The following is a 26,537-nucleotide window of genomic DNA, read 5'->3' as shown; positions in this document are numbered from 1 at the left end:
TGTAAAATAAACCTATAAGGAATCTGGAAGGCTTTGTCTTTTGGAGCATCCAGTGACTAAGCGCTAAGGTGCCAAGTTGCTGTTGTTAAGAAGTTTTGGCAGGTACTCTTTGACAAGGAGTTTACCGAGGTGCGGGGGTTGTTCTGCACCAGCCTTTTCAAAATACTTACAATCTTGAAAATTGGAGAATTTATTATGTCAATCACAAAAACGCGTCCAGAAGTGCTTGCACCTGCTGGTACGCTTGAAAAACTAAAAGTTGCGATCGATTACGGTGCTGATGCTGTCTATATCGGTGGGCAAGCCTACGGTCTGCGCTCGCGGGCGGGTAATTTCACCTTTGAAGAAATGGCTGAGGGGGTGGCTTATGCCTCTAGCCATAATGCTAAGGTCTACGTGGCGGCCAACATGGTCACGCACGAAGGCAATGAAAAAGGCGCTGGCGAATGGTTCCGTACTTTGCGCGATTTAGGTATTTCTGCGGTTATCGTATCTGATCCTGCACTTATTGCCATCTGTGCGGCAGAAGCACCAGGCTTGCCAATTCACTTATCAACTCAGGCCTCAGCGACGAACTACGAAACACTAGAATTTTGGAAAAATCTTGGTCTTGAACGTGTCGTTTTGGCGCGTGAAGTCTCTATGGAAGAATTGCGCGAAATCCGCGCGCATACGGATGTTGAAATCGAAGCTTTTGTCCACGGTGCCATGTGTATCTCTTATTCTGGGCGCTGTGTTTTGTCCAACTACATGAGCATGCGTGATGCCAATCGTGGGGGCTGTTCGCAGTCATGTCGTTGGAAATATGATTTGTATGATCTGCCCTTTGGTGGAGAGCGTCATTCCATCACAGGTGAAGTTTCTGAAGAATTTTCAATGTCAGCCGTGGATATGTCTATGATTGAGCATATTCCAGATATGATTGAAAATGGGGTGAATTCGCTCAAAATTGAAGGCCGGATGAAATCAATTCACTACGTGTCAACGGTTGCCAATGTTTACAAAGCAGCAATTGATGCTTACTGGGAATCGCCAGAACGTTTTGAAGAAATCAAGCCACGCTTGGTTGATGAGCTTTGGAAAGTCGCACAACGTGAGTTGGACACTGGCTTTTACTATGAAACACCTGATGAAAATAAACAACTTTTCGGCGCACGTCGGAAAATTCCTGAATACAAATTTGTCGGCGAAGTGGTGGATTTTGATGAAACGACAATGGTGGCAACAATCCGCCAACGTAATGTCATAACTGAAGGCGACCAAATCGAGTTTTACGGGCCGGGCTTCCGCCATGTGGATACGGTCGTGACCAACTTGCGCTTGGCTGAGACAGACGAGCATATTGACCGTGCGCCAAACCCTATGACCCTCTTGCACATTGACGTGCCATTTGCGGTCAAAGCAGGCGATATGATTCGTAAAAATGGTTCAGGGTTGATCAATCTTTATGATAAACAAACAGGCATCTCTAAAACAGTGCGTGCGCGTGCTTAAATAGGACTGATGAAATACTGACCGGCTGGTCAGTATTTTTTAACGCTGTGGCTGCCCGTAAAAGTTTACTTAGAAGATTTTTTTGGTAAAATAAGGCTATCATGATGTCAAATATACGTTCGAATAAAAAATTAACAGGTGAAAAAATAGGGGTCTATTTTGGAACCTTTGCCCCCTTGCATGTTGGTCATCAACAGCAAATCTATAAATGTGCTAGTCTGAATGATGGCGTGTTATTAGTCGTTTCAGGCGATGATCAAGATCGCGGCGCACAGATTGGGTTACCTTTGGAGAAACGTTTTCGTTATTTACGAGAAGCTTTTCGAGATGAAGAAGCGATACAAGTCGCTAAACTCGATGAAAATGACTTACCTGCAATGCCTCATGGTTGGGATGAGTGGGTGAGTCGTCTTTTAAACCTGATTAATACGTACACCACACGTGATAAGCTCGAAATTACTTTTTATGTGGGCGAATCTGCTTATGCTACGGAACTTAAGCGTCGATTTCCAAAGGACGGCAACAGCTATGAGGTAGAACTTGCTGACCGTCAAGATATCGCGATGTCTGCGACAAAGATACGTGAAAATCCGCAAGCCCAATGGGACAAAATCAATCGTGTCTTTAGGCGGCATTTTTCGAAAGTTGTGACAGTGATGGGTTCAGCTTCAACAGGAAAAACAACACTCGTTCGGCGACTAGCGCGTTCTATTAATGCCCCTTTTTCTGAAGATTACCTCCAAGCTTACAAAGCAACTTATAACCTCACTGACGAAGAATTACGTCAGGAAGATTATGCTCGTCTCATCACTGGTCAATACGATGCTAACTCACAGCAGCTAAATTCACCAGCGAATCAGGGAATCGTGTTTTTGGACACGGACGCTTTGGTAACAAGTGTTCATGCAAAAATGAACTTACCCAAAACGGAGTTCGAGGAACTTAAACTCCTTTTTCAAAAAACGATTGCTAGAGAACGGATGGATTTAATCTTGGTCATCCCTCCTTCAGTGGAAAAAGAAGAGGGGTGCGCACTTCAAGAAGGGGCTCAAGACCCACGCCTGATTTTTCATCAGGAGCTGTTACGTCAGCTCGCCGCATTTGATTTGATGGATCGTGTCGTCATCCTTGATGATTCTGGAAATCAGAAGGATCGAGCTGGATATTTATCACGTTATCATCATGCGATTGATGCAGTCAAAGCTTACACAGGCATAACAATTGAACGCTTGCGTTCGTAAGTATGAACACCTTAAAAAGTTACTGACCAGCTGGTCAGTAACTTTTTATTTCAAGATTTGTTCAATTTGCTCGAGTTCAGCAGTACTAAAGTCAAGCTGCTCTAAAGCCGCAACGTTCTCAATAATTTGTTGTGGGCGACTGGCTCCAATTAACGCAGAAGTAACGGGAGTGACTCCACGTCCTAAATCCGTCCGAAGCACCCAAGCCAGTGCAAGTTGTGCTAAGCTCTGTCCACGTTTTTGGGCCAATTTCTGGAGTTTTTCAATTTTAGCCAGTGTTGGGCGTGTCAAGCTGTCTTCTTGCAAAGTGGCATAATGCGGGTCGCGCATGCGAGAATCCTCAGGCACTCCATGGAGGTATTTGTTTGTCAAAAGGCCTTGTGCCAATGGTTTGAAGGCGATTGCTCCCATCCCATTTGTCGTCAATGTCTCTTGTAAATCCTCCTCAATCCAGCGGTCCAACATGGAATAGCGAGGCTGATGAATCAAAAGTTTGAAGCCCAAGTTTTTAGCTGCTAATGCAGCCGCTTGTGTTTGCTCAGCTGAATAATTTGAAAGACCGACATAGAGCGCTTTTCCACTATCTAACGCCGTTTTTAGAGTGCCCATCGTTTCTTCAATCGGAGTGTTTGGATCAGGACGATGGGAATAAAAAATATCCACATAATCAAGGCCAAGTCGTTGCAAGGACTGATCTAAACTGGCTAAAAGGCTCTTTCTACTGCCCCAATTTCCGTAAGGTCCTGGCCACATGACGTAACCCGCTTTCGTTGAAATGATTAGCTCATCACGATATTTTCTGAAATCTTCATGGAGGATTCTTCCAAAGTTAATCTCGGCGGAGCCAGGGACGGGTCCATAATTGTTTGCCAAATCGAAATGTGTAATTCCTAAATCAAAGGCGGTATGAATCATTTGTCGGGCATTCTCAAAATCGTCCACAGAACCAAAATTATGCCAGAGCCCTAGCGAAATGGCGGGTAAAAGTAAACCGGAATTTCCGACAGGACGATAGAGCATCTTGTCATAACGATGTGGATTAGGTTGATAAGTCATGAATAGTTCTCCTCAAAAAATATTGTGAAGCGGTTTCAAAAACATTATAGCAAATGTAAACGCTAAATGGTATAATTTAATCAGCAGGAATTATAATCAATGGAGTACGCACAATGTCAAATTTAACCAATGCAGAACGATATACTTGGGAAGTAATTCAGGAAAATTATGAAAAAATCCCCCAAATTTCTATTTCGGAACTTGCAGAACTCGCCCATGTTTCTTTGTCCACCGTTAACCGAACGGTACGGAAAAAAGGTTTTGCGGGTTATGGTGAATTTCGCTACTCTATCAGAGAAAAAAAATTACCCGAGATAAGTGGTTTTTCCACAGAAGTTTTGAGTGCTATTGCCAAAAATGAAGATGAACTCTTGCAAACCATCAATAATATTTCAGCCCAAGAAGTCGAGGAAGCCGTGAAAATGGTGGATGAAGCTAAAGAAATTTTGATTTTTGCGCGAGGTTTGACGATTAACGTCGCTAACGAACTCTTACGTAAGTTACAGCTTTTTCATAAGCCCGTCAGTCTCTATGATGACCCAGAGCAAATCACCTATTATGCACAGTTCGCCACTGCCGATAAGTTAGTACTGGCGTTGTCACTCTCTGGTGAAAATCCTGAAATCAACATCCCCTTAAAGACGGTCAGACAACAAGGGGGGAAAATCATTGCGCTGACCACGGATGCAGAAAGTGAACTGACCGCCCTGTCAGACGTTAGTTTGATTGGTTATAAGAGTCGACTTGAAGTTAATTATTTTGACTTGGATGTGCATAGTCGTCTGCCACTGTTTATCTTAGAACGTGTCCTTGTGGATGTTTACTCGATTTATCAAAAAGAAAAAGAGTTTTAAAAATTACTGACAGGCTGGTCAGTGATTTTTTTGTGGCAGTTTGGAAGGGTTTCCAAACAAAGCTTCTAAAATTGGAAACCCTTTCTTTACACAGCGTGCTATACTATAAATGTGAGCGATTTCAAAAAAAGAAATCTAAAGGAGGATTCCCATGAATAAGGGAAAAATGAAACAACGTTTATCGTATGCATTCGGTGCGTTAGGGCATGATGTTTACTATTACTCAATCAGTACATTTTTCATTGCCTTTGTAACGGCACAAATGTTTGCAGGTTCGCCCCACGAAGATGCTATGATTGCCTTAGTTACAGGATTAGTCGTCATTATTCGTTTGATTGAAATTATCTTTGACCCGATCATCGGATCTATCATTGACAATACTCAGACACGGTGGGGGAAATTTAAACCTTGGCTAGTGGTCGGTGGGATCATGTCTTCATTGATGATTATGCTGATGTTCTCCGATTTCTTTGGTTTAGCTAAGAGTGACAACCGTACGTTGTTTGCGATTGTATTCACTATTTCTTTCATCATATTGGATGCCTTTTATTCTTTCAAAGATATTGCTTTTTGGTCAATGATTCCCGCCCTATCAGAAAAAAATTCTGAACGTGAAACACTTGGGACATTCGCTCGTTTTGGTTCAGCCATTGGGGCTCAAGGCGCAACAATTCTGGCTATACCTATTACGATTGCTTTTACTAAAGGTGGTCATATGCAAGGGGCGCGCGGCTTCTTCGCCTTTGGAGTTATCGCAGCACTTGTTCAAGGAATTTCAGCTTTGGTGACTGCGTGGGGAACAAAAGAACAACAATCTGCTATTCGTCAACAAGGCACTAAAACCAATACCTTAGACGTCTTCAAAGCTCTGATGAAAAATGACCAGTTGATGTGGTTGTCACTCTCTTACATTCTATTTGCTATTGCCTATGTTGCCACTACAGCCACTTTGATTTTGAATTTTACATTTGTTATTGGGAATGCGAGTCTTTACTCTATTACGGGTATTGTCGGCTTTATCGGCTCCATCATTTTAGTCCCAATGTTTCCAATGTTGGCGAAAAAATTTGGACGACGTAAAGTCTTGACTGGGGCAATCATTTCTATGTTGATTGGTTATGCACTCTTTGTACTTGGTAGCTCCGTGCCAATGACTGTTGCAGGGTTAATCTTTTTAACAACACCTTACCAATTGGTCTTCTTATCTGTTTTGATGACCATTACAGACTCTGTTGAGTATGGTCAATGGAAGAACGGTGTCCGAAATGAAGCTGTTACCTTGGCAATGCGTCCATTACTTGATAAAATTGCGGGAGCCTTTTCAAATGGTATCTATGGCTTTGTAGCTATTGCAGCTGGAATGACGGGCTCAAAATATATTGCAGGACGCACTTATGGAGTAGCAACTTTTAAACTCTATGCCTTCATCGTCCCAGCCATCTTGATGATTATTTCACTTGCCATTTACTTATTTAAAGTAAAATTGACAGAAAAACGTCACCAAGAAATCGTTGCAGAACTTGAAGAACGTTTCAAATAAGAAATTCACTGACAGCGTGGTCAGTTGGCCTGAGCCAGCGGACCATACTGTCAGTTAGTGCTTAGAAAAGAAAAGAGCTAGATTTTTTAAGTCAGCTCTATTTGGGGAAAAATATGAAAATTACAACATCAGATTTTGGGTTAGGCAGTCAACTTTTCACCATTGAGAATAAAAAAGGAATGCGCATTGCCTTTACAAATTATGGCGCGCGCATCGTTGATTGGGTAGTAGAAGGAAAGCATATTGTTCTAGGTTTTGATTGTGCACAAGAATACCAAGAAAAAGATATTTTCCCAGGTGCAACGGTGGGACGGATCGCAGGACGCACTAAAGATGGCTTAGTGGTTATTAATGGTCAAAGCGTTCAACTGGAACAAAATGATTTTCCTCAAGCGATTCATGGGGGATCCAATCCTTCACAAGCCCAAATTTGGCAAGCCCAAACTTTTCAAAAAGAAGAAGAGGCGGGCGTTGAATATACCTTACGCTTAAAAGATGGCGAAGGAGGTTATCCTGGTAATCTTGATTTTACTACCATCCACACTTTCAATGAAGCTGGAGAATGGAAGATTGAGTATCGGGCAGTATCTGATAAAGATACAGTCTTTAATCCAACCGGGCATGTGTACTTTAATCTTAACGGTGAAGCAGACCAACCCATTGATAATCATGAGTTACAGATTGCAGCATCGCGCTATGTTCCCTTGTTGGATCAATCGCAAGTTGTCCGGGGCGATCTTGTAGAAGTAACAGGTACACCTTTTGATTTTAGAGCGCCACAAACGCTCTCAGAAGTATTTTCAAGTTCAGATCCTCAGATCAGACTTGTTGATGGACTTGACCATGGTTTCTTACTGGATGAGCGCAATTTGGCTAAGGAACAGGCCCGATTGACTTTAGGAAAACTTAGTGTTTCCACCTATACCGATCAACCAAGTGTCGTTATTTTTACAGCTAATTTTGGGGATATGGGCACGGTTTATCGTGGAAAACCTGAAGCTCACCATGGTGGAATTACCTTTGAAACTCAAGTTGCACCTGGTTCACCCCAAATTCCCGAATTAGGCGACATTACCTTAAACGCCGGGGAAACCTATCAAGCCACAACCATCTATAAAGTAAATTTAGGAGAATAAAAAATGTCAGTAGTTGTAGAAAATAGTACAATCTTATCAGCCTTAACAGAACGTTTTAACCATGTTTTTGGGGGAACAGCAGATCTTGAATATTTCTTTAGTCCTGGTCGCATTAACCTTATTGGTGAACATACCGATTATAATGGGGGTTACGTATTTCCGGCTTCAATTACCATCGGTACCACAGGTCTTGCGCGTTTAAGAGCCGATCAAAAAATCAAACTTTACTCTGAAAATTTTCCTGAAGCAGGTGTTATAGAGTTTGATCTTGCAGATAGTCATCATAAAGATGGGGAGAGCTGGGCAAATTATGTTAAAGGCATGATGACCATGTTACAAAATGCAGGCTACACCATTGATCGAGGCTTTGAACTCCTTATCAAGGGAGAAATTCCTACAGCTTCAGGGCTCTCATCTTCTGCCTCACTAGAACTTTTGGTTGGTGTCGTGTTGGATGACCTCTTTAAGCTCAATGTTCCTCGACTTGAGCTTGTCCAACTTGGTCAAAAAACGGAGAATGATTTTATCGGAGTAAACTCAGGGATTTTGGACCAGTTTGCTATTGGTTTTGGGGAAGTTAAAAAAGCCATTTTGTTGGATTGTAATACCTTGAAATACGAAATGGTCCCTGTCGAATTACGTGATTATGACATTGTTATTATGAATACGAATAAGCCTCGCGCTTTAACAGAGTCTAAATATAATGAACGTTTCGCTGAAACGCGTGAAGCGCTCAAACGGATGCAAACAAAACTCAATATCCAGTCACTCGGTGAACTTTCCAATGAAGATTTTGACGCAAATACCGCTTTGATTGGGGATGAAACATTGATTAAACGGGCGCGCCATGCTGTCTATGAAAACAATCGCACAAAAGTTGCTCAAAAAGCTTTTGTGGCTGGTAATTTGACGAAATTTGGTGAACTGCTGAACGCCTCTCATGCTTCACTCAAAAATGACTATGAAGTAACAGGACTTGAACTTGACACACTTGCTGAAACCGCGCAAAAGCAACCTGGTGTGCTTGGCGCTCGGATGACAGGGGCAGGTTTTGGTGGCTGTGCCATAGCTCTTGTGGCTCATGATAATGTTCCTAGTTTTGAAAAGGCTGTAGGGGAAACTTATGAAAAAGTAGTGGGATACCCTGCAAGCTTCTATGTAGCCCAAATCGGATCAGGCTCTACCAAATTAGATGTTGAATAACTAAAAAGCTCACAAAAAAGAGCACCCACGCTTAAGTTTTACCTTCGTGGGAAAATAATGATTTAGATTGGAAGTAGAAATGTCAATATATCAAACCATTCAAGATTTTGTAGAGTTGGCGGTAAATAATGGAGCGATTGAAGCGATGGACAGCATCTACTTGCGTAATCAACTCCTGCATTTTCTAGGCATGGCGGATTGGAAAGAACCAGAAAAACATCAACATGAGCAAGATGCCTTACTTTTGATGGATAAACTGTTAGATGAAGCCAGAGAAAATAAACAATATGATGTCACTACAGGTGAGTTTTATGAAGCGGCTTTAATGGATTTCATCACGCCAAAGCCTAGTCGAATTAACCAAGTATTTTGGGAAAAATATCAAGACCGTCCCGAAGACGCTACAGCTTACTTTTATGACCTAGCCCGCCAAATTAATCAAGTTAAAACAAGGGATATTGCTAAAAATCTGGCATTTACACATCCAACGAAATATGGTGACTTGGAAATCACGATTAATCTTTCAAAACCAGAAAAAGATCCCAAAGCCATTGCAGCAGCTAAAATGCAAAACCATTCAAGTTATCCTCAGTGTGCCCTCTGTCTGGAAAACGAAGGACTCTACGGAGGGGGAAATCACCCGGCACGAAGTAATCATCGCGTGATTCGCTTAAGTCTTAACGACCAAAATTGGGGGTTTCAATATTCACCTTATGCTTACTATAATGAACACTCAATTGTGTTTAATGAAAAGCATCAACCGATGAAAATCAACCGGAAGGCTTTTGAAAATCTCCTCGCTTTTCTTGAGGTTTTCCCTCACTATATGATTGGGTCTAATGCAGATTTGCCAATTGTGGGAGGATCCATTTTAACCCATGATCATTATCAAGCAGGACGTCATCAGTTTCCAATGTTAAAAGCGAGCGTTCGTACCCCAATCAAGTTGGTACATTATCCAAAAGTTAAGGCTGGAATATTAAACTGGCCAATGTCTGTTTTACGCCTCCAGAGTCGTGATAAAGCAGAACTCCTTGAGGCAAGCAGTGAAATTCTTGAGAAATGGCAACATTATAGTGATAAAGAACTGGATATCACAGCGGTTGACAAAGAGGGAATTCTCCATCACACCATTACGCCTATTGCAAGTAGAAAAGGGACGGAGTATTGTCTTGATCTTGTCTTACGAGATAACAGTACAAGTGAAGAATATCCTGATGGCATTTTTCATCCTCACCAAGAGCTACATCACATAAAAAAAGAAAATATTGGCCTGATAGAAGTAATGGGGCTAGCCATTTTGCCGCCACGTCTGAAGGCAGAACTCAAAGAAGTTGAAAAGTATTTGTTGGACGAACCAAATGAGATGAAAGAAATTCACCGAACTTGGGCAGAAAAGTTAAAAGCCACGGAGTCAATCACTTCACAAGGAGTTCATGAATTAGTGGAACAAGCCGTCGGTGCTGTTTTTGAAGAAGTTTTACAAGATGCCGGAGTCTTTAAAGATGATGCACCTGGACAAGCAGGGTTTATAAAGTTTGTCAACTTCATCAATGAAGACAACTAAAAAAATGAAGACAGAGAAGAACGGCTGAGAAAAACTAGCATGTTGTTGATAACCCAGCTCTTGGGCATGATTCAACACGCTAGTTTTTTAGTCAATCGTCACGCTGAAAAATTCTGGAAAGGATCATAATGATTAAATTGAGTGATATTTTGGCACGTAAGGACTGGGAAAATCCAAGTATAAGCAATTGGCATCGCCTTGCGATGCATACGCCGATGGCTTATGAGGAAACCAGAAATTTAAACGGAGAATGGGACTTCACTCATTTTTCAAGTATTCAAGAAATTCCACAAGATTGGCTGGAGCGTAGCGATTTTGAGGGTAAAATTCCAGTTCCAAGTAATTGGCAACTTACTTTTCCAGATGAAACGGATGTTCCAATTTATACGAACGTGGCTTACCCAATACCGGTTGATCCTCCCTATGCACCAGATAGTAACCCTGTGGGGGGTTACTGTCGTCAATTTGAACTTAGTGAGGAATGGCTAGCAAGTGGGCATATTCATTTAACTTTTGAAGGAGCAGGTTCAGCCTTTCATGTTTGGCTTAATGGTCAATATGTGGGTTATTCAGAAGATGGGCGTTTGCCTGCAGAATTTGATGTGACTTCTCAGGCGCAAAAAGGAATGAACGAAGTGCGTGTTTTGGTTTTACGGTGGTCTAAAGCGACCTATTTTGAAGATCAAGATATGTGGCGTATGTCTGGCATTTTTCGTCCAGTAAAACTTCAACATTTAACAGAAAATTATCTGCTAGATTTTTCTGTTGTGACTGAGCTAGATGCAGATTTTGATTTTGCCGAAATTTTTGTTGAGGCAAAAGCTTGTGATATGAATAATGCAACGCTCAAAGTTGAACTCTATGATGCTGAAAAGTTAGTGGCCCAAGCGACGGGTTTTCAATCAACACTCCAGCTTACGCATCCGATCCTTTGGTCCGATGAACTCCCTCATCTTTATCGATTGGAACTTTCTTTATGGGATGCAGCAGGCGAGTTGTTGCAACAAGAAACTAAAAAAATTGGTGTGCGTAAAGTTGAAATCTCGCAAGGTCAGCTTAAGGTTAACGGAAAACCTCTATTGATTCGTGGGGTGAATAAGCATGAGTTTACACCAGATCATGGTTATGTCGTCTCCGAAGAGGTGATGCTTAAAGATATTAAGTTGATGAAAGCCCACCATTTTAATGCGGTAAGATGTTCGCATTATCCTAATCAATCGCGGTGGTATGAGTTATGTGATGAATATGGGTTGTATGTTGTAGATGAGGCTAATATAGAAACACATGGTATGCTGCCTATGAATCGACTGACTGATGATCCTACCTATCTTCCTTTGATGAGTGAGCGGGTAACGAGAATGGTAGTACGAGACCGTAATCATCCCAGTGTTATCATTTGGTCATTAGGAAATGAAGCAGGTTATGGACGGAACCATCAAGCGCTTTACGAATGGTGTAAAGCTTTTGATCCCACACGGCCTGTACATTATGAAGGGGGAGATGATGAGACACGAGGAGCTAGCCCTGCGACGGATATTATCTGCCCTATGTACGCACGAGTAGATGACTCTAGTATCAATGCACCCTACTCGCTTAAAGAATGGATGGGGGTAGCAGGAGAGACACGACCATTAGTCCTGTGTGAGTACGCGCATAATATGGGAAACTCTATGGGAGGTTTTGGTAAATATTGGCAAGCTTTTCGAACAATTGATCGCTTGCAAGGTGGTTTTATCTGGGATTGGGCAGATCAAAGTCTCTGGAAAGAGGGGCACTTCACTTATGGTGGCGATTTTGGCGATTTGCCTAATGATCGGCAATTCAGTTTAAATGGTTTAGTCTTTGCTGATCGGACGCCTAAGCCAGCTCTTGCTGAGGTTAAATATTGGCAGCAATATCTGCAATTTACATTACAGAAAGATCCTATCGGAAATCCTGTGAGTTTGACAGTAAAAAGTGAATATTTGTTTCGCAATACAGACAATGAGCGTCTAAGTTATCAGCTGACCGATGGGAAAGAGGTTTTCTTTGAGGCCGCCGTAGACCTTAAACTCTCCCCAGGCGAAAGTCTCACTCTACCCCTTAGTCATCTTCCTGAAAGAGAGGGTTCAACGCTTCTTTTAAATGTAGAAGTGGAAACGATTGCTGCCACCGCTCTTTTGCCAGCACATTTTGAGGTAGCTCATGAGCAATTTATTTTGCAAGAAGCTCTGACACTTGTGGACAGCGAGCAAATGCTTACTGACAGCCCGGTCATTAAAAGTCAATTGCGTTTAAGCTCGGATAAGCAGACCGTCACCGTATCAGCAGGCGGGCAAACTTTTGTATTTGACCAGCGGACGGGTGATTTGAGTCAGTGGGTTGATGAAAAAGGGGACGAAAAATTACTGACCGGGCTGTCAGAACAATTTACCCGAGCTCCACTTGATAATGACATCGGCGTCAGTGAAGTAGAGCATATCGATCCTTGGGCGTGGTATGAACGGTGGAAAGCAGCAGGTTTTTACGACTTACAACTTCATCTTAAGCGTCTGACGACGGAAGAATCGTCTGATGCAATTACGGTTTGTGCCGTAACTGAGTATCACGCGCATGGTAGCGTTGCTTTTAGGACGCAACGTCGGTACCGGATTGATCGTGCTGGCAAACTCTTACTCCAAGTAGATGTGATGCGCCATCAAAAATTGCCTGAACCTGCTCGGATTGGTCTGACGGTACAACTGGCTGATCGTGCGAAAGACGCTTCTTACTTTGGCTTAGGTCCAGATGAGAATTATCCCGATCGAAAAGGTACCGCTCGCTTGGGCAATTGGCAACAGCCTCTTACTGAGCTTTCGACGCCCTATGTCTTTCCGAGTGAAAATGGCTTACGCATGGGAGTGCAAAGCTTGTCCTACGGCTCGCTCATCTTTAAAGCATCGGGTCAGAGTTTTGCCTTTAATCTCAGTCCTTATAGTCAGCAACAGCTGCATGAAGTCGATCATTGGCATCTTCTGCAAGAAGAAGCAGGAACGTGGCTTAATATTGACGGTTTTCATATGGGTGTTGGAGGGGACGATTCCTGGAGTCCCAGTGTTGGAGCGCTTGATTTGTTGCGGGAACCTCATTACCATTATGAACTTCAATTGAGTAGTCAGCTGACAGGAGTGGAAAAGCCATAACTCTTTTTAAAACGAGCACCATTTAGGCATGAGACAGAAGAAAAAGAAAACGTATTCACTAAATGGAGATGAGGATGGAACGATTTCCAAGCGCTTTTATGATAAAATAGAATCAAATAAAAAGGATAGGAAGTGGATTATGACTGTATTAGTACTTGGGGGTGCAGGCTATGTTGGGAGCCATGCGGTAGCGATGTTGGTAGAAAAAGGTTACGATGTCGCTGTCGTAGATAATTTGGTGACAGGTCACCGTGAAGCTGTTCCTGCTGATGTGCGCTTTTACGAAGGAGATGTACGTGATCACAGTTTTCTTGCGAGTGTATTTGAAAAAGAAAATATCGAAGGAATCATGCACTTTTGCGCTTATAGCTTGGTGGGTGAGTCTATGCAAAAACCGCTCATGTATTTCAACAACAATGTTGGTGGGGCACAAGTCATTCTTGAAACCATGCAAGAATTTGGCGTGAAACATATCGTCTTTTCAAGTACAGCTGCGACTTTTGGCATTCCAGAGCATTCGCCAATTTCTGAGAAAACACCGCAAAAACCAATCAATCCTTATGGTGAGTCTAAGCTTATCATGGAAAAAATGATGAAATGGCAGTCTGAGGCAACGGACATGACTTATGTGGCTCTGCGTTATTTCAATGTGGCGGGTGCTAAAGACGACGGGACGATTGGCGAAGCCCACAAAAATGAAACGCATTTGATTCCGATTATTTTGCAAACGGCGCTGGGACAACGTGAATTTATCACGATTTATGGCGACGACTATAATACGCCAGACGGGACTTGCATTCGCGACTACATTGACATGGAAGACTTGATTGATGCCCACATCAAAGCGCTTGAGTACCTCAAAGCGGGCGGTAAGTCTGACCAATTTAATCTGGGTTCAAGCAAAGGCTATTCTAATCTGGAAGTGTTGGAAACAGCGCGCAAAGTCACTGGTCATGCGATTCCAAGTCAAATGGGCGAACGTCGCCCAGGAGATCCTGATGAATTGGTGGCAGACAGCACTAAAGCAGGCGAAATTTTGGGCTGGAAAGTTCAACATGATTTGGAACACATCATTACCAACGCTTGGAAATGGCATCAAAGCCATCCCAAAGGTTATTAAAATTAGTAGTGCACTAAAAAATAGAATAAAAAGTTACTGACAGCCCTGTCAGTAACTTTTTTTTAATCTTTAAAAATAAAATGTCAAATTTTGTTATAATATCTTTATGAAAAAACAGAGTCCAAGAAAAAGAAGCCGGAAGCGGCGGATTGTGACGGCTATTATGACGGTGAGTGCGACACTCGTTATGGCGAGTTGTACATTCTGGGGATTTTTGAAAATGGGGCATTATCACTTAGTTAAAGAAGTACCCCATTCCCAAATTAGTAAAAATAAAAAAAGTAAGCAGGTCATTTACCCGACGATTTATATCGGGGGATCGGGGGGAAGTGCCACAGATTTATTTGACATGATGACGCAGGTAGCGCCCCAAGAGGTCGCAAAGTCAGCACCGTTAAGTTTTGCAGTGAATATTGGACGGAACAATGCGCTAACGATTTCGGGAAATATTGCTCAAACGAATCATTTTCCACAGATTGATTTTAATACGGTCAAGGGGACATCCGCGGGAGAATCATACTCGATTGCCCTTCAAAAAATGATGACTTATTTGACTAAGCATTACAGAGTCCCCGCAATTAACCTTGTCGGCTTTTCCTCGGGTGGGACAGGTGCGCTTTACTATATGATCGATACAGGTGGCAATCCCAACTTTCCAAGGGTCAAAAAATTTGTATCGCTTGATGGAGAGTACAATAGCGAGACCCCTTTACAAGCGGGGGAAACATTAGCACAAGTGCTGGAAACAGGCCCAAGCGCTCAAACACCGATGTACCAGTACATCGCCAAGCATTACCAACGCCTCTCCTCTAAGACAAAAACTTTGTTGCTCATGGGAGATTATAATGCGCTCATGCAAACGGATGGTACAGTACCTTGGGCCGATGGCTTTTCTGTCTATCATTTCTTTAAAGAAAATGGTAATCCAGTAACTTGGCGCATTTATCCGAGTGTGGTGAAGCACGTAGCTGATAAAAATAATCCCACAGCACTTGCTTACATCAAAACTTTCCTTTTTGGAAAATCAAAAACTCAGACTTAGCGCTCTGAGTTTTTTTGTAAGTGATCATAGTAGCCATGCTTTTTTTGTAAAATAAAATCCAAGTGTGCTTCAAGCTCTGCGATTTGCCCGCGCAAGACCCGCTCTTGCTCAACTAAAAGTCCAATTCGCTGAATGATGGTGGCATCACCTTGCTCACGCAGTTTGGCGTATTCTTGGATTTTTGCTAACGGCATCCCTGTGGCCAAGGCTCGTTTGATAAAATCAAGCCATGCTAAATCTTGTTCGGTGAATTCGTGGCAATTGCTGTCACTGTGCTGAGGTTTTAAGAGATCTAAGTCTTCATAATAATGTAAGGTTGTTACTGACAGGCCTGTCAGTGAACTAATTTCTGAGATTTTATAGGTTTTTGTCATGTTACATCCTGATTGTACTTTTTACGTGCATGCGCGTTTATAATGATTCTACCATAAGGCTACTTTTCTAGGTGCCCTAGCTGCAGTTTTCACTGCAACAGAAGGGTTTGCTCCTCAAAAGTTGTGAAAAAGTTACTGACCAGATGATCAGTAACTTTTTTTCTCTGCCTCTTTAATCTTCCCATTTTCAACATTAAAAATATTAAGATTTTCAGGTAAATTTTTGAGATGATCGAGGGTTGTTGTGGTAAGAAATGTTTGTGTTTTTCCTAGGCTGGTTTCAATCAGATCCAATTGACGACTGTTATCCAACTCACTCATGACATCGTCTAAAAGCAAGATGGGATACTCGCCTGTTTCTTCAAAAATGAGATCAATTTCTGCAAGTTTAACAGATAAAGCAACCGTGCGTTGTTGCCCTTGACTGCCAAAATCGGCCACATTAATGTCATTGATAAAAAACTGCAAATCATCACGGTGAGGCCCGACACTGGTTTGATGGCGGAAAATATCGTGGTCATGACGCGCCGAAAGCTCTTTGGCAAAATCTGTTTTGACGTGGCTGGCATAGCTAATCCGTAAGTCTTCCAGACCATGTGTCAGTTGCTGATGAATATTACGAGCGTGCTGTTCAAGTTTTGCTACAAAAGCAGCCCTCTCTTGTATAATTTTATTGCCATGTTCTGTTAATTGCTCATCAAGAACAGATAAAAAAGCTTTATCAATTTTATCTTTATCAAATTTCAGGTAGGCATTCCGCTCTTTTAAAGCTCGATTATAACGCATGGCATCATAGAGGTAGACGGCATGTATCTGCCCGACTTCCATATCTAAAAAACGTCTGCGAACGGCAGGGGCTCCCTTAACCAATTCCAAATTTTCCGGAGCAAACATCAAGATTTTGAGCTGTCCAATATAATCAGCTAGCCTATTTTCCTTGAGATGATTGGCCTTTGCAATTCTGCCCTTTGCTGTGAGTTGGACCTCAAGCGGAACTGTTGTGTGTGCCTTTTCGACAATTCCAGAAACTTTCATTTCTTGCTCATTCCAGCGAATGAGTTCTTTATCGTGACTAGTGCGATGACTTCTCGTGAGCGCCAGAAAATGAATGGCTTCAAGAATATTGGTTTTTCCTTGAGCATTTTGACCTAAAAAAATATTAAGCTGTGGATGAAAATCAAGCTGGATTTGCTCATAATTTCGAAAATTTTTGAGTTCAATTTGCTTGAGTTTCATTACTTACGTCCTGGGAAGCGAGGCGCAACCTTTTTGCTAGGTTTTGTGCTCTTATTTTGTGCGTTCATTTTCTTTACCACAGCTTTCACACGCGCCTCTTCGGCTTTTTCCGCTTCATGTTCGGCCTGTTCATCTGGGCTGGCTTGCACAAACGTCACAGCTAAATCAAAAGTTGGAAATTCTAGCAGATCGCCATTTCGCATTTTTTTGCCGCGCCGATTTTCAGCTTCCCCATTATAAAAAATTTCACCCGTATGTTCGGCCAGAAAAATTTTTGCTTGTCCTCCTGTAGCAATTAAACCAAGCTCTTTGAGAACTTGTCCTAGAGTAATGTATTCTTCAAATAAAATATATTTTTCCATATGCTTATTATAACAAGAAGTCGCCTTAAATGGTCAAAAGAGCCCAGTGAAATCCATTTTCAAAAATTACATAAACAAGAAGTCGAACTTTTAGTTTTAGTGCGCGTAACTTTTCTCAGATTTTTACGCTAAACAGGCACAAATTTGTGCTAGAATTTGGTATAATAAAGCTTACGTAAAAGCAAGTTAAAATAGGAAAGTGATCATAATTTGACAGATTTTAAAAGAAAAGACGGAGTCCATCTCCATGTCATAAAAGAAACAAAATTTAAGACCGTCAGAATGATGGTACGATTTCGGGAGGAAATTACCCCAGAACACTTAGGGAAGCGGGTGTTGCTCTCCAACTTGTTGGAAACAACCAATGCTATTTATCCTACAGGAAAAGCCTTTAGTCGCCGCTTGTCTGAATTATTTGGTGCTTCATTTACAACTGGAGTGGCTAAAAAAGGCAAACAACACCTTTTAAGTCTTAATATGACGGTTGTAAATCCTGCACTCGTCGATTTTGATACCCTAAAAGCTGGTGTTGATTTTTTGAGAGCTGTTCTTTTTGCCCCAGATGTAAAAGATGGAGCATTCAACCCCTTTATTTTCAAAAGAGAACAGACCAACTTGATTCATTATTTGGAAGCCATGAACGATGACCGTGCTTACTACGCCAGCCGTCAATTAGCCCAAGAATTCTTTAAAGATCCAAAACAAGCTCTCCCTAGTGTTGGAACGGTTGAACTTATCGAGCGCGAAACGCCGCAAGCCGTATTTGCCTATTACCAAGAAATGTTAAAAACAAATGTTATAGATATCTTTGTTTTGGGGGATGTTGATGAAGCGCGCGTTCACAAGCTTTTTTCAGATTTTGACTTTGCACAAAATGTAGAAAATTCTTCTTTTAAGGGGGATAAAGCACCAACCCAAGTTTTAGAACACACGGATTTGTTTTATGAACAAGAGCTGACTGAGCAGTCAGTCCTGACAGAAGCAAAAGAAGCAACCCAATCCATCTTGCAATTGGGGTATCATTTGCCTGTCCAATACGGCGATGCTAACTATATGACACTGCAAGTACTCAATGGCTTACTAGGTGGCTTTGCCCATTCTAAATTATTCAAAAATGTGCGTGAAAAGGAAAGCCTCGCTTACTCTATTTCATCCACATTTGATTCCTTTACTGGTTTTTTGAAAATTGCGGCAGGTATTGATGCTGTGAATTTTGAAGCGGCTCGGGAGCTGATTGCGGCACAGCTTGAAGCATTACAAGAGGGTGATTTTAGCCCCGCCGATTTAGAACAAACAAAGACGATGTTGCGCAACACTTATCTGGTAGGACAAGATTCTATCTCGAATACGATTGAATTAGAATATGTGAAAGCTTTACTGCCAGAGCGTTATTTGCCAACAGAAGTGTTTTTGAGTCAGCTGACAGCGGTATCAGCAGAAGAGGTAGCTCGCTTAGCTCAAAAATTGACGTTACAAGTAGAGTATTTCATGAAAGGTACCGTTGGAATGAATGAAAGGGAGGAAAGTCTTGCACAGTAAGTTTTATAAAAAAACGGGAGAAACCTTGTACACTGAGATTTTGCCTAACGGTCTCACCGTCTACTACCTTCCCAAAGCGGACTATAATCGAACTTATGGCCTGTTCACGACCAACTTTGGCTCTTTAGACACGACTTTTATTCCTAAAGGGGCAAGCACTTTTCAAACTTTTCCCGAAGGCATTGCGCACTTTTTAGAGCATAAACTTTTTGAAAAAGAAGACGGAGATGTGATGGATAAGTTTAGCGCTTTGGGTGCTCAAACCAATGCGTTTACAAGTTTCTCACGGACTTCTTATCTTTTTTCTACCTTAGAAAACAGCTATGCATGCACCGAGCTCTTGCTAGACTTTGTACAAAGCCCTTATTTTACGCAAGAGAACGTTCGTAAAGAGCAAGGAATTATTCAGCAAGAAATTCAGATGTATCAAGATGATAGCGACTGGCGTTTATTTGCTGGGTTGCTTGAGAAAATGTATCCCGCATCTCCACTAGCTGCAGATATTGCCGGCACTCCTGCAACGATTAATGCGATTACCGCGGATGATTTATACAAAAATTATGAAGTCTTTTATCATCCAACCAACATGAATTTATTTTTGACAGGCCCTTTTGAGGTTGAAGAAATGGCAGCTTTTGTCAGAGAAAATCAAGCGACTAAGTGTTTTGAAGCTCAAGAGGTTCCCTTAAGACAGGAACTTAGCGCCGCTGAACCAAAATCAGGTGAGGTTTTAGCTCTTGAAGTGGCTATGCCCAAACTTGCCTTAGGCTTACGTGGGGAAGATTTTCTTCCTCAAGAAGCGCGGGCAAGAATGAAGTACAAAATTGGGAATCAAATCTTTCTTGATTTACTCTTTGGTCGTACTAGTCAACGCTATGAAGAACTCTATAATCAAGGGCTTATTGACGACTCCTTTGGCTTAAGCTTTGAGTTAGACGAACGTTTTCATTTTGCTGTTTTTACGGGTGATACAGAAAATCCCAAAAAGTTAAGTGAAACTTTGCAAGAAGCGCTAAAAAGTTATAAAATAGATAGAGATTTCAGTGAAGAACATTTACAACTGTTGAAAAGAGAAATGTTGGGAGACTATTTTAGTTCACTCAATTCACTTGAATATATTGCCAGTCAATTTTCTTCGGAAATATACGAAGATTTAAATTTCTTTGATCTTCCTGAATTATTAAATGAACTCACCTTGGCAGATATTGAAAAATCAGCCGAACAATTTATTAAAGCAATGAAAGTGGTCACATTTACTATTGTGCCTAAATAAAGACTGACAGGTCTGTCAGCAATTTCTAAGTATAAATTTTTTCTGAATGCATAAAAAGCAAAGTCAGAAAATCAACCGCAACAAAAGTCACTGATAAGGTGTGATTCAAACAATAAATGGAATGCTTACAAAAGAGCTGTTGGATCAGCTCAGATGAGGCAGAATTTAATAACCCTTGAAAACCTTTGTCAGCGCATATCTAAGTGAGCCGAGCTCAACATAATAAAGAACCGTGATAGTCAAAAATCGATGTGCAGTATAACAACGAAGGGGGGACATGGTGGCAATCAAAACAATCGGACAAGTCCTAAAAGAAAAGCGAACACAGCTAGGGCTTGGTCTTTCAGAAGCAGAACAATTAACTCAAATTCAAAAATTATATATCGTCGCCCTAGAAACGGATGACTACCAGGCTTTACCTGGGGACTTCTATATAAAGGCGTACCTTAAGCAATATGCAGAAAAATTAGGGCTAAATGCTGAGCGAATCATTCAGGCTTATGATGAAGGTAAGGGCATTACAGTAGAGGATAAAGATGATATCCAAGAAACCTATCATTTTGTCAAACCCAGTGAGCGGGTAGAACCTGAAGAAGAGGAGCAAAAGCCGTGGCAACATTATGTGCCCATCATTTCGCTCTCAGCTGTAGCACTCTTAATTCTTGTTGGGGTGGTTACTGCTGTCATTCTTAATCGTCCAGAAACACCAAACCTTATTACAAATGACTATGCTTACTCAAATACAGCAAGCACAGCAAAGAAAGCCAAAAGCAGTCAAACGGCTAAACGTGAGACGAGTAGCAGTAGCAGTACAGCAGCTGCACCTACTGTCTCCGTTACTCAAGCTACGACCACAGCGATTACTGCACAGGTGTCTAATATGACTGACCCGATTACAGTGAGTTTTTCAGCCGCTGCTGGTAGTCGGATCTGGGTGGGAATGACAAATTCGAACGTCTCAGCAGGCGGTCAAATATTGACTGATGGAGCTAATACCCTAGATGGCGTGATAACTACAGGTGCTACCAGTTCAGTGATTACGCTCGGAACAGCCCAAGGCTTAACCATTACTATTAATGGGACACCACTGGACTTGTCTGCTCTTACAACAACAGGGGCATCTAAAATTACCCTTCAGATTGATCGGACAACGACAACCTCTTAACATCAGAATAGTTAAGGCGTTTTTGGTTGTGCACTTCATAGTAAAATGACGCTATCAATAGAACGAGCAAGTCTCGATATTTAAGGAGAAGTATGAAACAGAAATTACCCAATCAATTGACCATGTTACGAATCTTTATGATTCCAATCTTTGTCATATTATTTTATTTACCACAAGGTGCTCATTTTGAAGGCTTTGTTTCTCAAGCGCATAGCTCAGTCATGTGGGTAATTGCAGCAATTGTCTTTGCGGTTGCCTCTTTTACAGATTGGCTGGATGGCTATTTAGCACGTAAATGGCACGTGGTCAGCAATTTTGGGAAATTTGCTGATCCTTTAGCGGATAAAATGTTGAACATGGTAGCCTTCGTCGTACTGGTGGCCTTGCATGTGGTTCCTATTTGGGCGGTAGCGATTATTGTCTGTCGTGAACTTGCGGTTACAGGATTGCGTCTCTTACTCGTTGAACAAGGTGGAGTTGTTATGGCAGCTGCTATGCCCGGTAAAATCAAAACAGCAACTCAAATGTTAAGTGTCATTTTCCTTTTCATTGGCAATCCTTTATACATCGGAACTATTCTCTTTTATATCTGTGTCTTCTTTACCATTTACAGTGGTTATGATTACTTCGCTAAAAATATGCAAGTATTTAAAAATGCAGATTAGGTTTATGAAGCATCTCAATATCTAATATTTTCTATTCCCTATTTGAAAATATCAGCTATTAAAAAAAAGAGTTAATCATACATAAGTCGCTTGCTTTGGGCGGCTTTTTGCGTTACAATAATAAGCAAGAGAGTGGGCATCTGGTGAAAGCTCATTGAGACTGTGACATAAAAAGCGATGATAACGTTATAATCAATCTGAGGCTCTATAGGTATGAGCGGATTTAGGTGGTACCGTGCAAACTAATGCACCCTAGAGCGATGGCTTTAGGGTGTTTTGATTTGTAAACGGTCTCTTTTATCGGATTGTGGTCTCTTTAAAGCCAGTTCAACTCATTTTGATAGCGAAAGGAAGAATGATGAAACTTCAAAAACCAAAAGGCACAGCGGATATCCTCCCTGCAGATTCTGCTAAGTGGCAGTATGTAGAAGAGATTGCGCGCAGTGTATTTAATGATTATAATTTTAAAGAAATCAGAACACCAATGTTTGAAAGCTATGAACTTTTCAGTCGTGCAACTGGTGAAACTTCTGATATTGTAACCAAAGAAATGTATGACTTTGAGGATAAAGGAGGCCGTCACATTGCACTTCGTCCTGAGGGGACAGCGGGTGCCGTACGTGCCTACATTGAAAATAAACTTTATGCTCCGGAAATTGTCAAACCTGTAAAAGTATGGTATGAAGAACCAATGTTTCGTTACGAACGTCCACAGTCTGGCCGTTTACGTCAATTCCACCAGTTTGGTGTAGAATGTTTGGGGATAAAAAATCCGGCAGTCGACGTCGAGATTATTGCGATGGCGGATGCACTTTTTCGGCAATTGGGAATTTCAGGAATTAAGCTTTCCTTAAATACCCTGGGAGACATGGAAAGTCGTCAAGCATACCGCCAAGCGCTCATTGATTATTTGACTCCATTTGAAAGTGAACTTTCTGAGGACAGTCGTCGTCGGCTGAATGAAAATCCGTTGCGCGTGTTAGACAGTAAAGAACCAGAAGATATCGCCATTGTACAAGATGCGCCTTCAATTTTGGACTATCTTAATGCCGCTTCAAAAGCTTACTTTGAGGAAGTAAAAGCGATGTTGGAAAATTTAGGCATTGCTTACACGGTCGACTCTAACATGGTACGCGGCTTAGACTATTATAATGACACAATCTTTGAATTCATTGTCGAGTTAGATGGCAAAGCACTTACTGTTTGTGGTGGGGGCCGTTATGATGGGTTAGTAGAATATTTTGATGGACCTGCTACTCCGGCTTTTGGTTTTGGATTAGGAATTGAGCGCTTGTTAATGATTGCTGAAAAACAAGAAATAGCGTTTATGCCAGAAGAAACACTAGATGTTTTCATTGCTGTGATGGGTTCTAAAGCCAATCTTGAAGCGACAAAATTGACTGAAGCCTTGCGCGAACAAGCCTTTAAAGTAGAACGTGATTTCTCTAATCGTAAACTTGGTGCACAATTTAAAACGGCTGAAAAGCTGGGTGCCGAGCTGATTATTACTTTGGGTGACGACGAAATTCGCACAGGTGAGGTCAAAGTTAAACACAACAAAACACGTCGACAAGTCACAACAACTCTTCAGAAGATTTACGATTCATTTGCACCTGTATTTGAAGAAATCTATGCAGATGAAATAAACGAGTAAGAAGCCTTTAAAGAAAAAATAGAATAAAGTAGAAAGAGGAATTGAGTCTAAGAAAATAGGAAAGCTATTGGGAATGGCTCACATCTGATATGAAACGTACAAATTACGCTGGAAATATTACTGAAGAATACTTGAATCAAACAGTCACGGTAAAGGGCTGGGTCGCAAAACGCCGTAATCTTGGAGGCTTGATTTTCATTGATTTGCGAGATCGTGAAGGGATTGTCCAAATTGTGGTGAACCCAGATACTGCAGCGGCTGAAGTGGCAGAAGCTGCTGACAAAGCACGTAACGAATTTGTCCTTGAAGTCACAGGTCAAGTTGTTGAGCGTGCGAGCAAAAATGATAAAATCAAAACAGGTGCCATTGAAATTGAAGCGACATCAATTGAGATTCTATCGACTTCAAAAACAACACCTTTTGAAATCAAAGATGATGTCGAAGCTCTTGATGATACACGGATGAAATACCGTTATCTGGATCTTCGTCGCCCAGAGATGCTCAACAATTTGCGCATGCGTCATGCAACAACTCATGCCATCCGTGAATATCTTGATGGTGCTGGCTTTATTGATGTGGAAACACCATTTTTGAACCGCTCAACGCCAGAAGGTGCTCGTGACTATTTGGTGCCTTCCCGCGTTAATAAAGGGGAATTTTATGCGCTTCCTCAGTCTCCTCAGCTTATGAAACAGCTTTTGATGACAGCTGGTCTTGACCGCTATTATCAAATCGTCAAATGTTTCCGCGATGAGGATTTGCGGGGAGATCGTCAGCCTGAATTTACTCAGGTCGATTTGGAAACGTCATTTTTAGGTGAAGAAGAAATTCAAGATTTGACAGAAGGTTTGATTGCCAAGGTCATGAAAGAGGTCAAAGGCATTGATGTGACTTTGCCATTCCCCCGCATGACTTGGGACGATGCCATGAATTTTTACGGTTCTGACAAACCTGACACCCGCTTTGACTTACTACTGACAGACCTGTCAGATCTTGCAAAAACAGTTGATTTTAAGGTCTTCCAAGAGGCTGAAGTGGTGAAAGCCATTGTTGTCAAAAATGCAGCTGACAAATACTCGCGTAAGGCCATTGATAAATTAACGGAGCAGGCTAAACAAAATGGTGCTAAAGGTTTGGCTTGGGTCAAATTTGAAAAAGGTGAATTTACTGGTGGCGTATCAAAATTCTTGGCGCCTTCTACTGACAGCTTCGTCAGCAATTTGAAATTGGAAGAAAATGACTTGGTCCTCTTTGTAGCCGATACTTTAGATGTTGCAAATGCAGCTCTTGGTGCGCTTCGCTTGACCGTTGGGAAACAACAAGGGCTGATTGACTTCCGTAAGTTTAATTTCCTTTGGGTTATCGACTGGCCAATGTTTGAATGGTCTGATGAAGAAGAACGCTATATGTCTGCTCATCATCCATTTACTTTGCCAACTAAAGAAAGTCAAGCCTTCTTGTCAGCAGACGGTCATTCTAAATCTTCTGAGTTGAAGAAGGTTCGTGCGCATGCTTATGACATTGTTCTCAACGGTTATGAGTTGGGTGGTGGCTCTTTGCGGATTAACACACGTGAACTCCAAGAAGAAATGCTCCACGCCTTAGGCTTTGATTTGGCAGACGCCAATGAACAATTTGGCTTCCTCTTAGAAGCATTAGATTATGGTTTCCCACCACACGGGGGCTTGGCGATTGGTCTTGACCGCTTTGTCATGCTTCTAGCCGGCAAGGACAATATTCGAGAAGTCATCGCCTTTCCAAAAAATAATAAAGCAACTGACCCAATGACACAGGCACCAAGCCCTGTTGCCGAAAAACAACTTGAAGAATTGAGTATCCATCTTGCAAACAAAGATTAACAAAGTCCTCGGTGCCTTGTTAGACAAAATTGGACTTTATCAAGTATTAAAATCCATCGGTGCCGAAAAAATGGCCAGTAAGTTCTCAGCAGCCGTGGTATACGCTGTCTTCTCATCTTTTGCGCTAAATTTTTTCTATCAGCCAGGACATGTCTATGCTTCTGGGGCGACAGGAGCTGCGCAGGTTGTGACAGAACTCCTTACGCGACTCAGTGGACATGAAATATTACCCATCTCCGTCTCTCTGGTCTTGGTAAATGCCCCTTTATTTATTCTTGCTTGGCACGGTATCGGCAAGCAATTCACGGTCTATACAGTGATTACAGTAGTCATGAGCTCTGTATTTATTCATTTCATCCCTGTGACCCCTTTAACCCAAGAACCAGTGATTAATGCTGTCTTTGGGGGAGCTATCATGGGGTTTGGGGTAGGAAATGCGATGAAATCGGGAATCTCCTCAGGTGGTACAGATGTCGTCAGTCTTTACATGCGTAAAAAAACGGGACGTAACGTGGGAACACTCTCCTTTATTGTAAATGGGGTGATTATCTTCACTGCAGGGGTTCTCTTTGGTTGGGAGTATATGCTTTATAGCCTTATTGCCATTTTTGTTAATTCACGTGTCCAAGATGCTATCTTTACAAGACAAAAACGACTTCAGGTCATGATCGTCACAAAAAACCCAGAATTACTGACAGATAAGTTGGTCAAACAGTTTAAACATGGGGTCACCATTCTACATGATGCTGAGGGCGGCTACACACACAGTAGTCAAACAGTTCTCATGACAGTAATCACCATGTATGAATATCAAGATTTCAAAGATATTATCCATAAATACGATGAACATGCGTTTGTTTCTATCTCAGAAAATGTACGCGTTTTGGGTAAATTCGCTGAAGTCGAGGACTGACAGCTCTGTCAGTTTCTTTTTACTAATAATGTAATCAATAAAAGGCTCAATGCCATTGAAAGACATATTTCAACAGAAACAGT

21 protein-coding genes are annotated in these 26,537 nt (G+C 41.7%); 17 read left to right on the top strand and 4 right to left on the bottom strand.

The annotated features are described in order from the left end of the window. Positions 1–195: 195 nt before the first annotated feature. Both JW886_RS09325 and JW886_RS09320 read left to right on the top strand, forming a co-directional pair. Positions 196–1,494 carry a peptidase U32 family protein gene (locus JW886_RS09325; protein WP_205871939.1) on the top strand — a complete coding sequence of 433 codons (1,299 nt, stop codon included), beginning with the start codon at positions 196–198 and terminating at the stop codon, positions 1,492–1,494. Between the two features lie 101 nt (positions 1,495–1,595). Continuing rightward, complete coding sequence (locus tag JW886_RS09320) at positions 1,596–2,735, top strand: nicotinamide-nucleotide adenylyltransferase (RefSeq protein WP_205871938.1); 1,140 nt, start codon at positions 1,596–1,598, stop codon at positions 2,733–2,735. Between the two features lie 45 nt (positions 2,736–2,780). On the opposite strand, the gene mgrA is transcribed toward JW886_RS09320, so the two are convergent. Next, positions 2,781–3,791, bottom strand: a complete 1,011-nt coding sequence (gene mgrA / locus JW886_RS09315; RefSeq protein ID WP_205871937.1) for an L-glyceraldehyde 3-phosphate reductase — start codon at positions 3,789–3,791, stop codon at positions 2,781–2,783. Positions 3,792–3,904: 113 nt separating this feature from the next. Between mgrA and JW886_RS09310 the strand changes: the two genes are divergently transcribed. The 8 genes from JW886_RS09310 to JW886_RS09275 all read left to right on the top strand — a co-directional run bounded on the left by JW886_RS09310 (position 3,905) and on the right by JW886_RS09275 (position 15,414). Next, positions 3,905–4,645 (top strand): MurR/RpiR family transcriptional regulator, encoded by a 741-nt coding sequence (locus JW886_RS09310; protein ID WP_200407519.1) that lies wholly within the window; start codon positions 3,905–3,907, stop codon positions 4,643–4,645. A 151-nt stretch (positions 4,646–4,796) separates the two neighbouring features. After that, positions 4,797–6,185, top strand: a complete 1,389-nt coding sequence (locus JW886_RS09305; RefSeq protein WP_075525894.1) for a glycoside-pentoside-hexuronide (GPH):cation symporter — start codon at positions 4,797–4,799, stop codon at positions 6,183–6,185. 113 nt (positions 6,186–6,298) lie between these two features. Further along, on the top strand, positions 6,299–7,321 hold the full coding sequence (locus JW886_RS09300; protein WP_205871936.1) for an aldose epimerase family protein: 1,023 nt from the start codon (positions 6,299–6,301) through the stop codon (positions 7,319–7,321). A gap of 3 nt (positions 7,322–7,324) precedes the next feature. After that, positions 7,325–8,524, top strand: coding sequence for a galactokinase (locus JW886_RS09295; protein ID WP_205871935.1), 1,200 nt, complete (start codon positions 7,325–7,327; stop codon positions 8,522–8,524). A 79-nt stretch (positions 8,525–8,603) separates the two neighbouring features. Continuing rightward, complete coding sequence (galT, locus tag JW886_RS09290) at positions 8,604–10,091, top strand: UDP-glucose--hexose-1-phosphate uridylyltransferase (RefSeq protein WP_205871934.1); 1,488 nt, start codon at positions 8,604–8,606, stop codon at positions 10,089–10,091. Positions 10,092–10,219: 128 nt separating this feature from the next. After that, positions 10,220–13,252, top strand: a complete 3,033-nt coding sequence (locus JW886_RS09285; protein ID WP_205871933.1) for a beta-galactosidase — start codon at positions 10,220–10,222, stop codon at positions 13,250–13,252. 139 nt (positions 13,253–13,391) lie between these two features. Next, positions 13,392–14,372, top strand: coding sequence for a UDP-glucose 4-epimerase GalE (gene galE / locus JW886_RS09280; RefSeq protein WP_075525889.1), 981 nt, complete (start codon positions 13,392–13,394; stop codon positions 14,370–14,372). A 106-nt stretch (positions 14,373–14,478) separates the two neighbouring features. Next, positions 14,479–15,414 carry an alpha/beta fold hydrolase gene (locus JW886_RS09275; RefSeq protein WP_205871932.1) on the top strand — a complete coding sequence of 312 codons (936 nt, stop codon included), beginning with the start codon at positions 14,479–14,481 and terminating at the stop codon, positions 15,412–15,414. Here JW886_RS09275 and JW886_RS09270 read toward each other — a convergent pair. The 3 genes from JW886_RS09270 to yaaA all read right to left on the bottom strand — a co-directional run bounded on the left by JW886_RS09270 (position 15,411) and on the right by yaaA (position 17,386). Continuing rightward, complete coding sequence (locus JW886_RS09270) at positions 15,411–15,788, bottom strand: MerR family transcriptional regulator (protein WP_205871931.1); 378 nt, start codon at positions 15,786–15,788, stop codon at positions 15,411–15,413. The genes JW886_RS09275 and JW886_RS09270 overlap by 4 nt on opposite strands. Before the next feature lie 147 nt (positions 15,789–15,935). After that, positions 15,936–17,024 carry a DNA replication/repair protein RecF gene (gene recF / locus JW886_RS09265; protein ID WP_205871930.1) on the bottom strand — a complete coding sequence of 363 codons (1,089 nt, stop codon included), beginning with the start codon at positions 17,022–17,024 and terminating at the stop codon, positions 15,936–15,938. Then, complete coding sequence (gene yaaA, locus JW886_RS09260; protein WP_200407511.1) at positions 17,024–17,386, bottom strand: S4 domain-containing protein YaaA; 363 nt, start codon at positions 17,384–17,386, stop codon at positions 17,024–17,026. The genes recF and yaaA overlap by 1 nt, the downstream gene beginning before the upstream one ends. Positions 17,387–17,596: 210 nt before the next feature. Between yaaA and yfmF the strand changes: the two genes are divergently transcribed. From yfmF to JW886_RS09225, 7 genes are all read left to right on the top strand, one after another. Then, complete coding sequence (gene yfmF / locus JW886_RS09255) at positions 17,597–18,925, top strand: EF-P 5-aminopentanol modification-associated protein YfmF (protein WP_241003764.1); 1,329 nt, start codon at positions 17,597–17,599, stop codon at positions 18,923–18,925. Next, complete coding sequence (yfmH, locus tag JW886_RS09250) at positions 18,915–20,198, top strand: EF-P 5-aminopentanol modification-associated protein YfmH (RefSeq protein ID WP_205871928.1); 1,284 nt, start codon at positions 18,915–18,917, stop codon at positions 20,196–20,198. Before yfmF ends, yfmH begins: the two co-directional genes overlap by 11 nt. A 277-nt stretch (positions 20,199–20,475) precedes the next feature. Next, positions 20,476–21,363, top strand: a complete 888-nt coding sequence (locus JW886_RS09245) for a helix-turn-helix domain-containing protein (protein WP_205871927.1) — start codon at positions 20,476–20,478, stop codon at positions 21,361–21,363. A gap of 92 nt (positions 21,364–21,455) precedes the next feature. Beyond that, positions 21,456–22,028 carry a CDP-diacylglycerol--glycerol-3-phosphate 3-phosphatidyltransferase gene (gene pgsA, locus JW886_RS09240; protein WP_075525881.1) on the top strand — a complete coding sequence of 191 codons (573 nt, stop codon included), beginning with the start codon at positions 21,456–21,458 and terminating at the stop codon, positions 22,026–22,028. A gap of 358 nt (positions 22,029–22,386) precedes the next feature. Then, on the top strand, positions 22,387–23,682 hold the full coding sequence (gene hisS, locus JW886_RS09235) for a histidine--tRNA ligase (RefSeq protein WP_200407507.1): 1,296 nt from the start codon (positions 22,387–22,389) through the stop codon (positions 23,680–23,682). Between the two features lie 89 nt (positions 23,683–23,771). Further along, positions 23,772–25,541 carry an aspartate--tRNA ligase gene (aspS, locus tag JW886_RS09230; RefSeq protein WP_205871926.1) on the top strand — a complete coding sequence of 590 codons (1,770 nt, stop codon included), beginning with the start codon at positions 23,772–23,774 and terminating at the stop codon, positions 25,539–25,541. Next, a complete protein-coding gene (locus JW886_RS09225) occupies positions 25,525–26,454 on the top strand; it encodes a YitT family protein (RefSeq protein ID WP_205272005.1) in 930 nt (309 codons plus the stop codon). Before aspS ends, JW886_RS09225 begins: the two co-directional genes overlap by 17 nt. The last annotated feature ends 83 nt before the right edge of the window (positions 26,455–26,537 follow it).

The sequence above is a fragment of the Lactococcus taiwanensis genome, from assembly GCF_017068355.1.
Classification (GTDB): domain Bacteria; phylum Bacillota; class Bacilli; order Lactobacillales; family Streptococcaceae; genus Lactococcus; species Lactococcus taiwanensis.
Note: the sequence above shows the minus strand (reverse complement) of the source record. Positions and strands in the feature narration are given on the sequence as shown.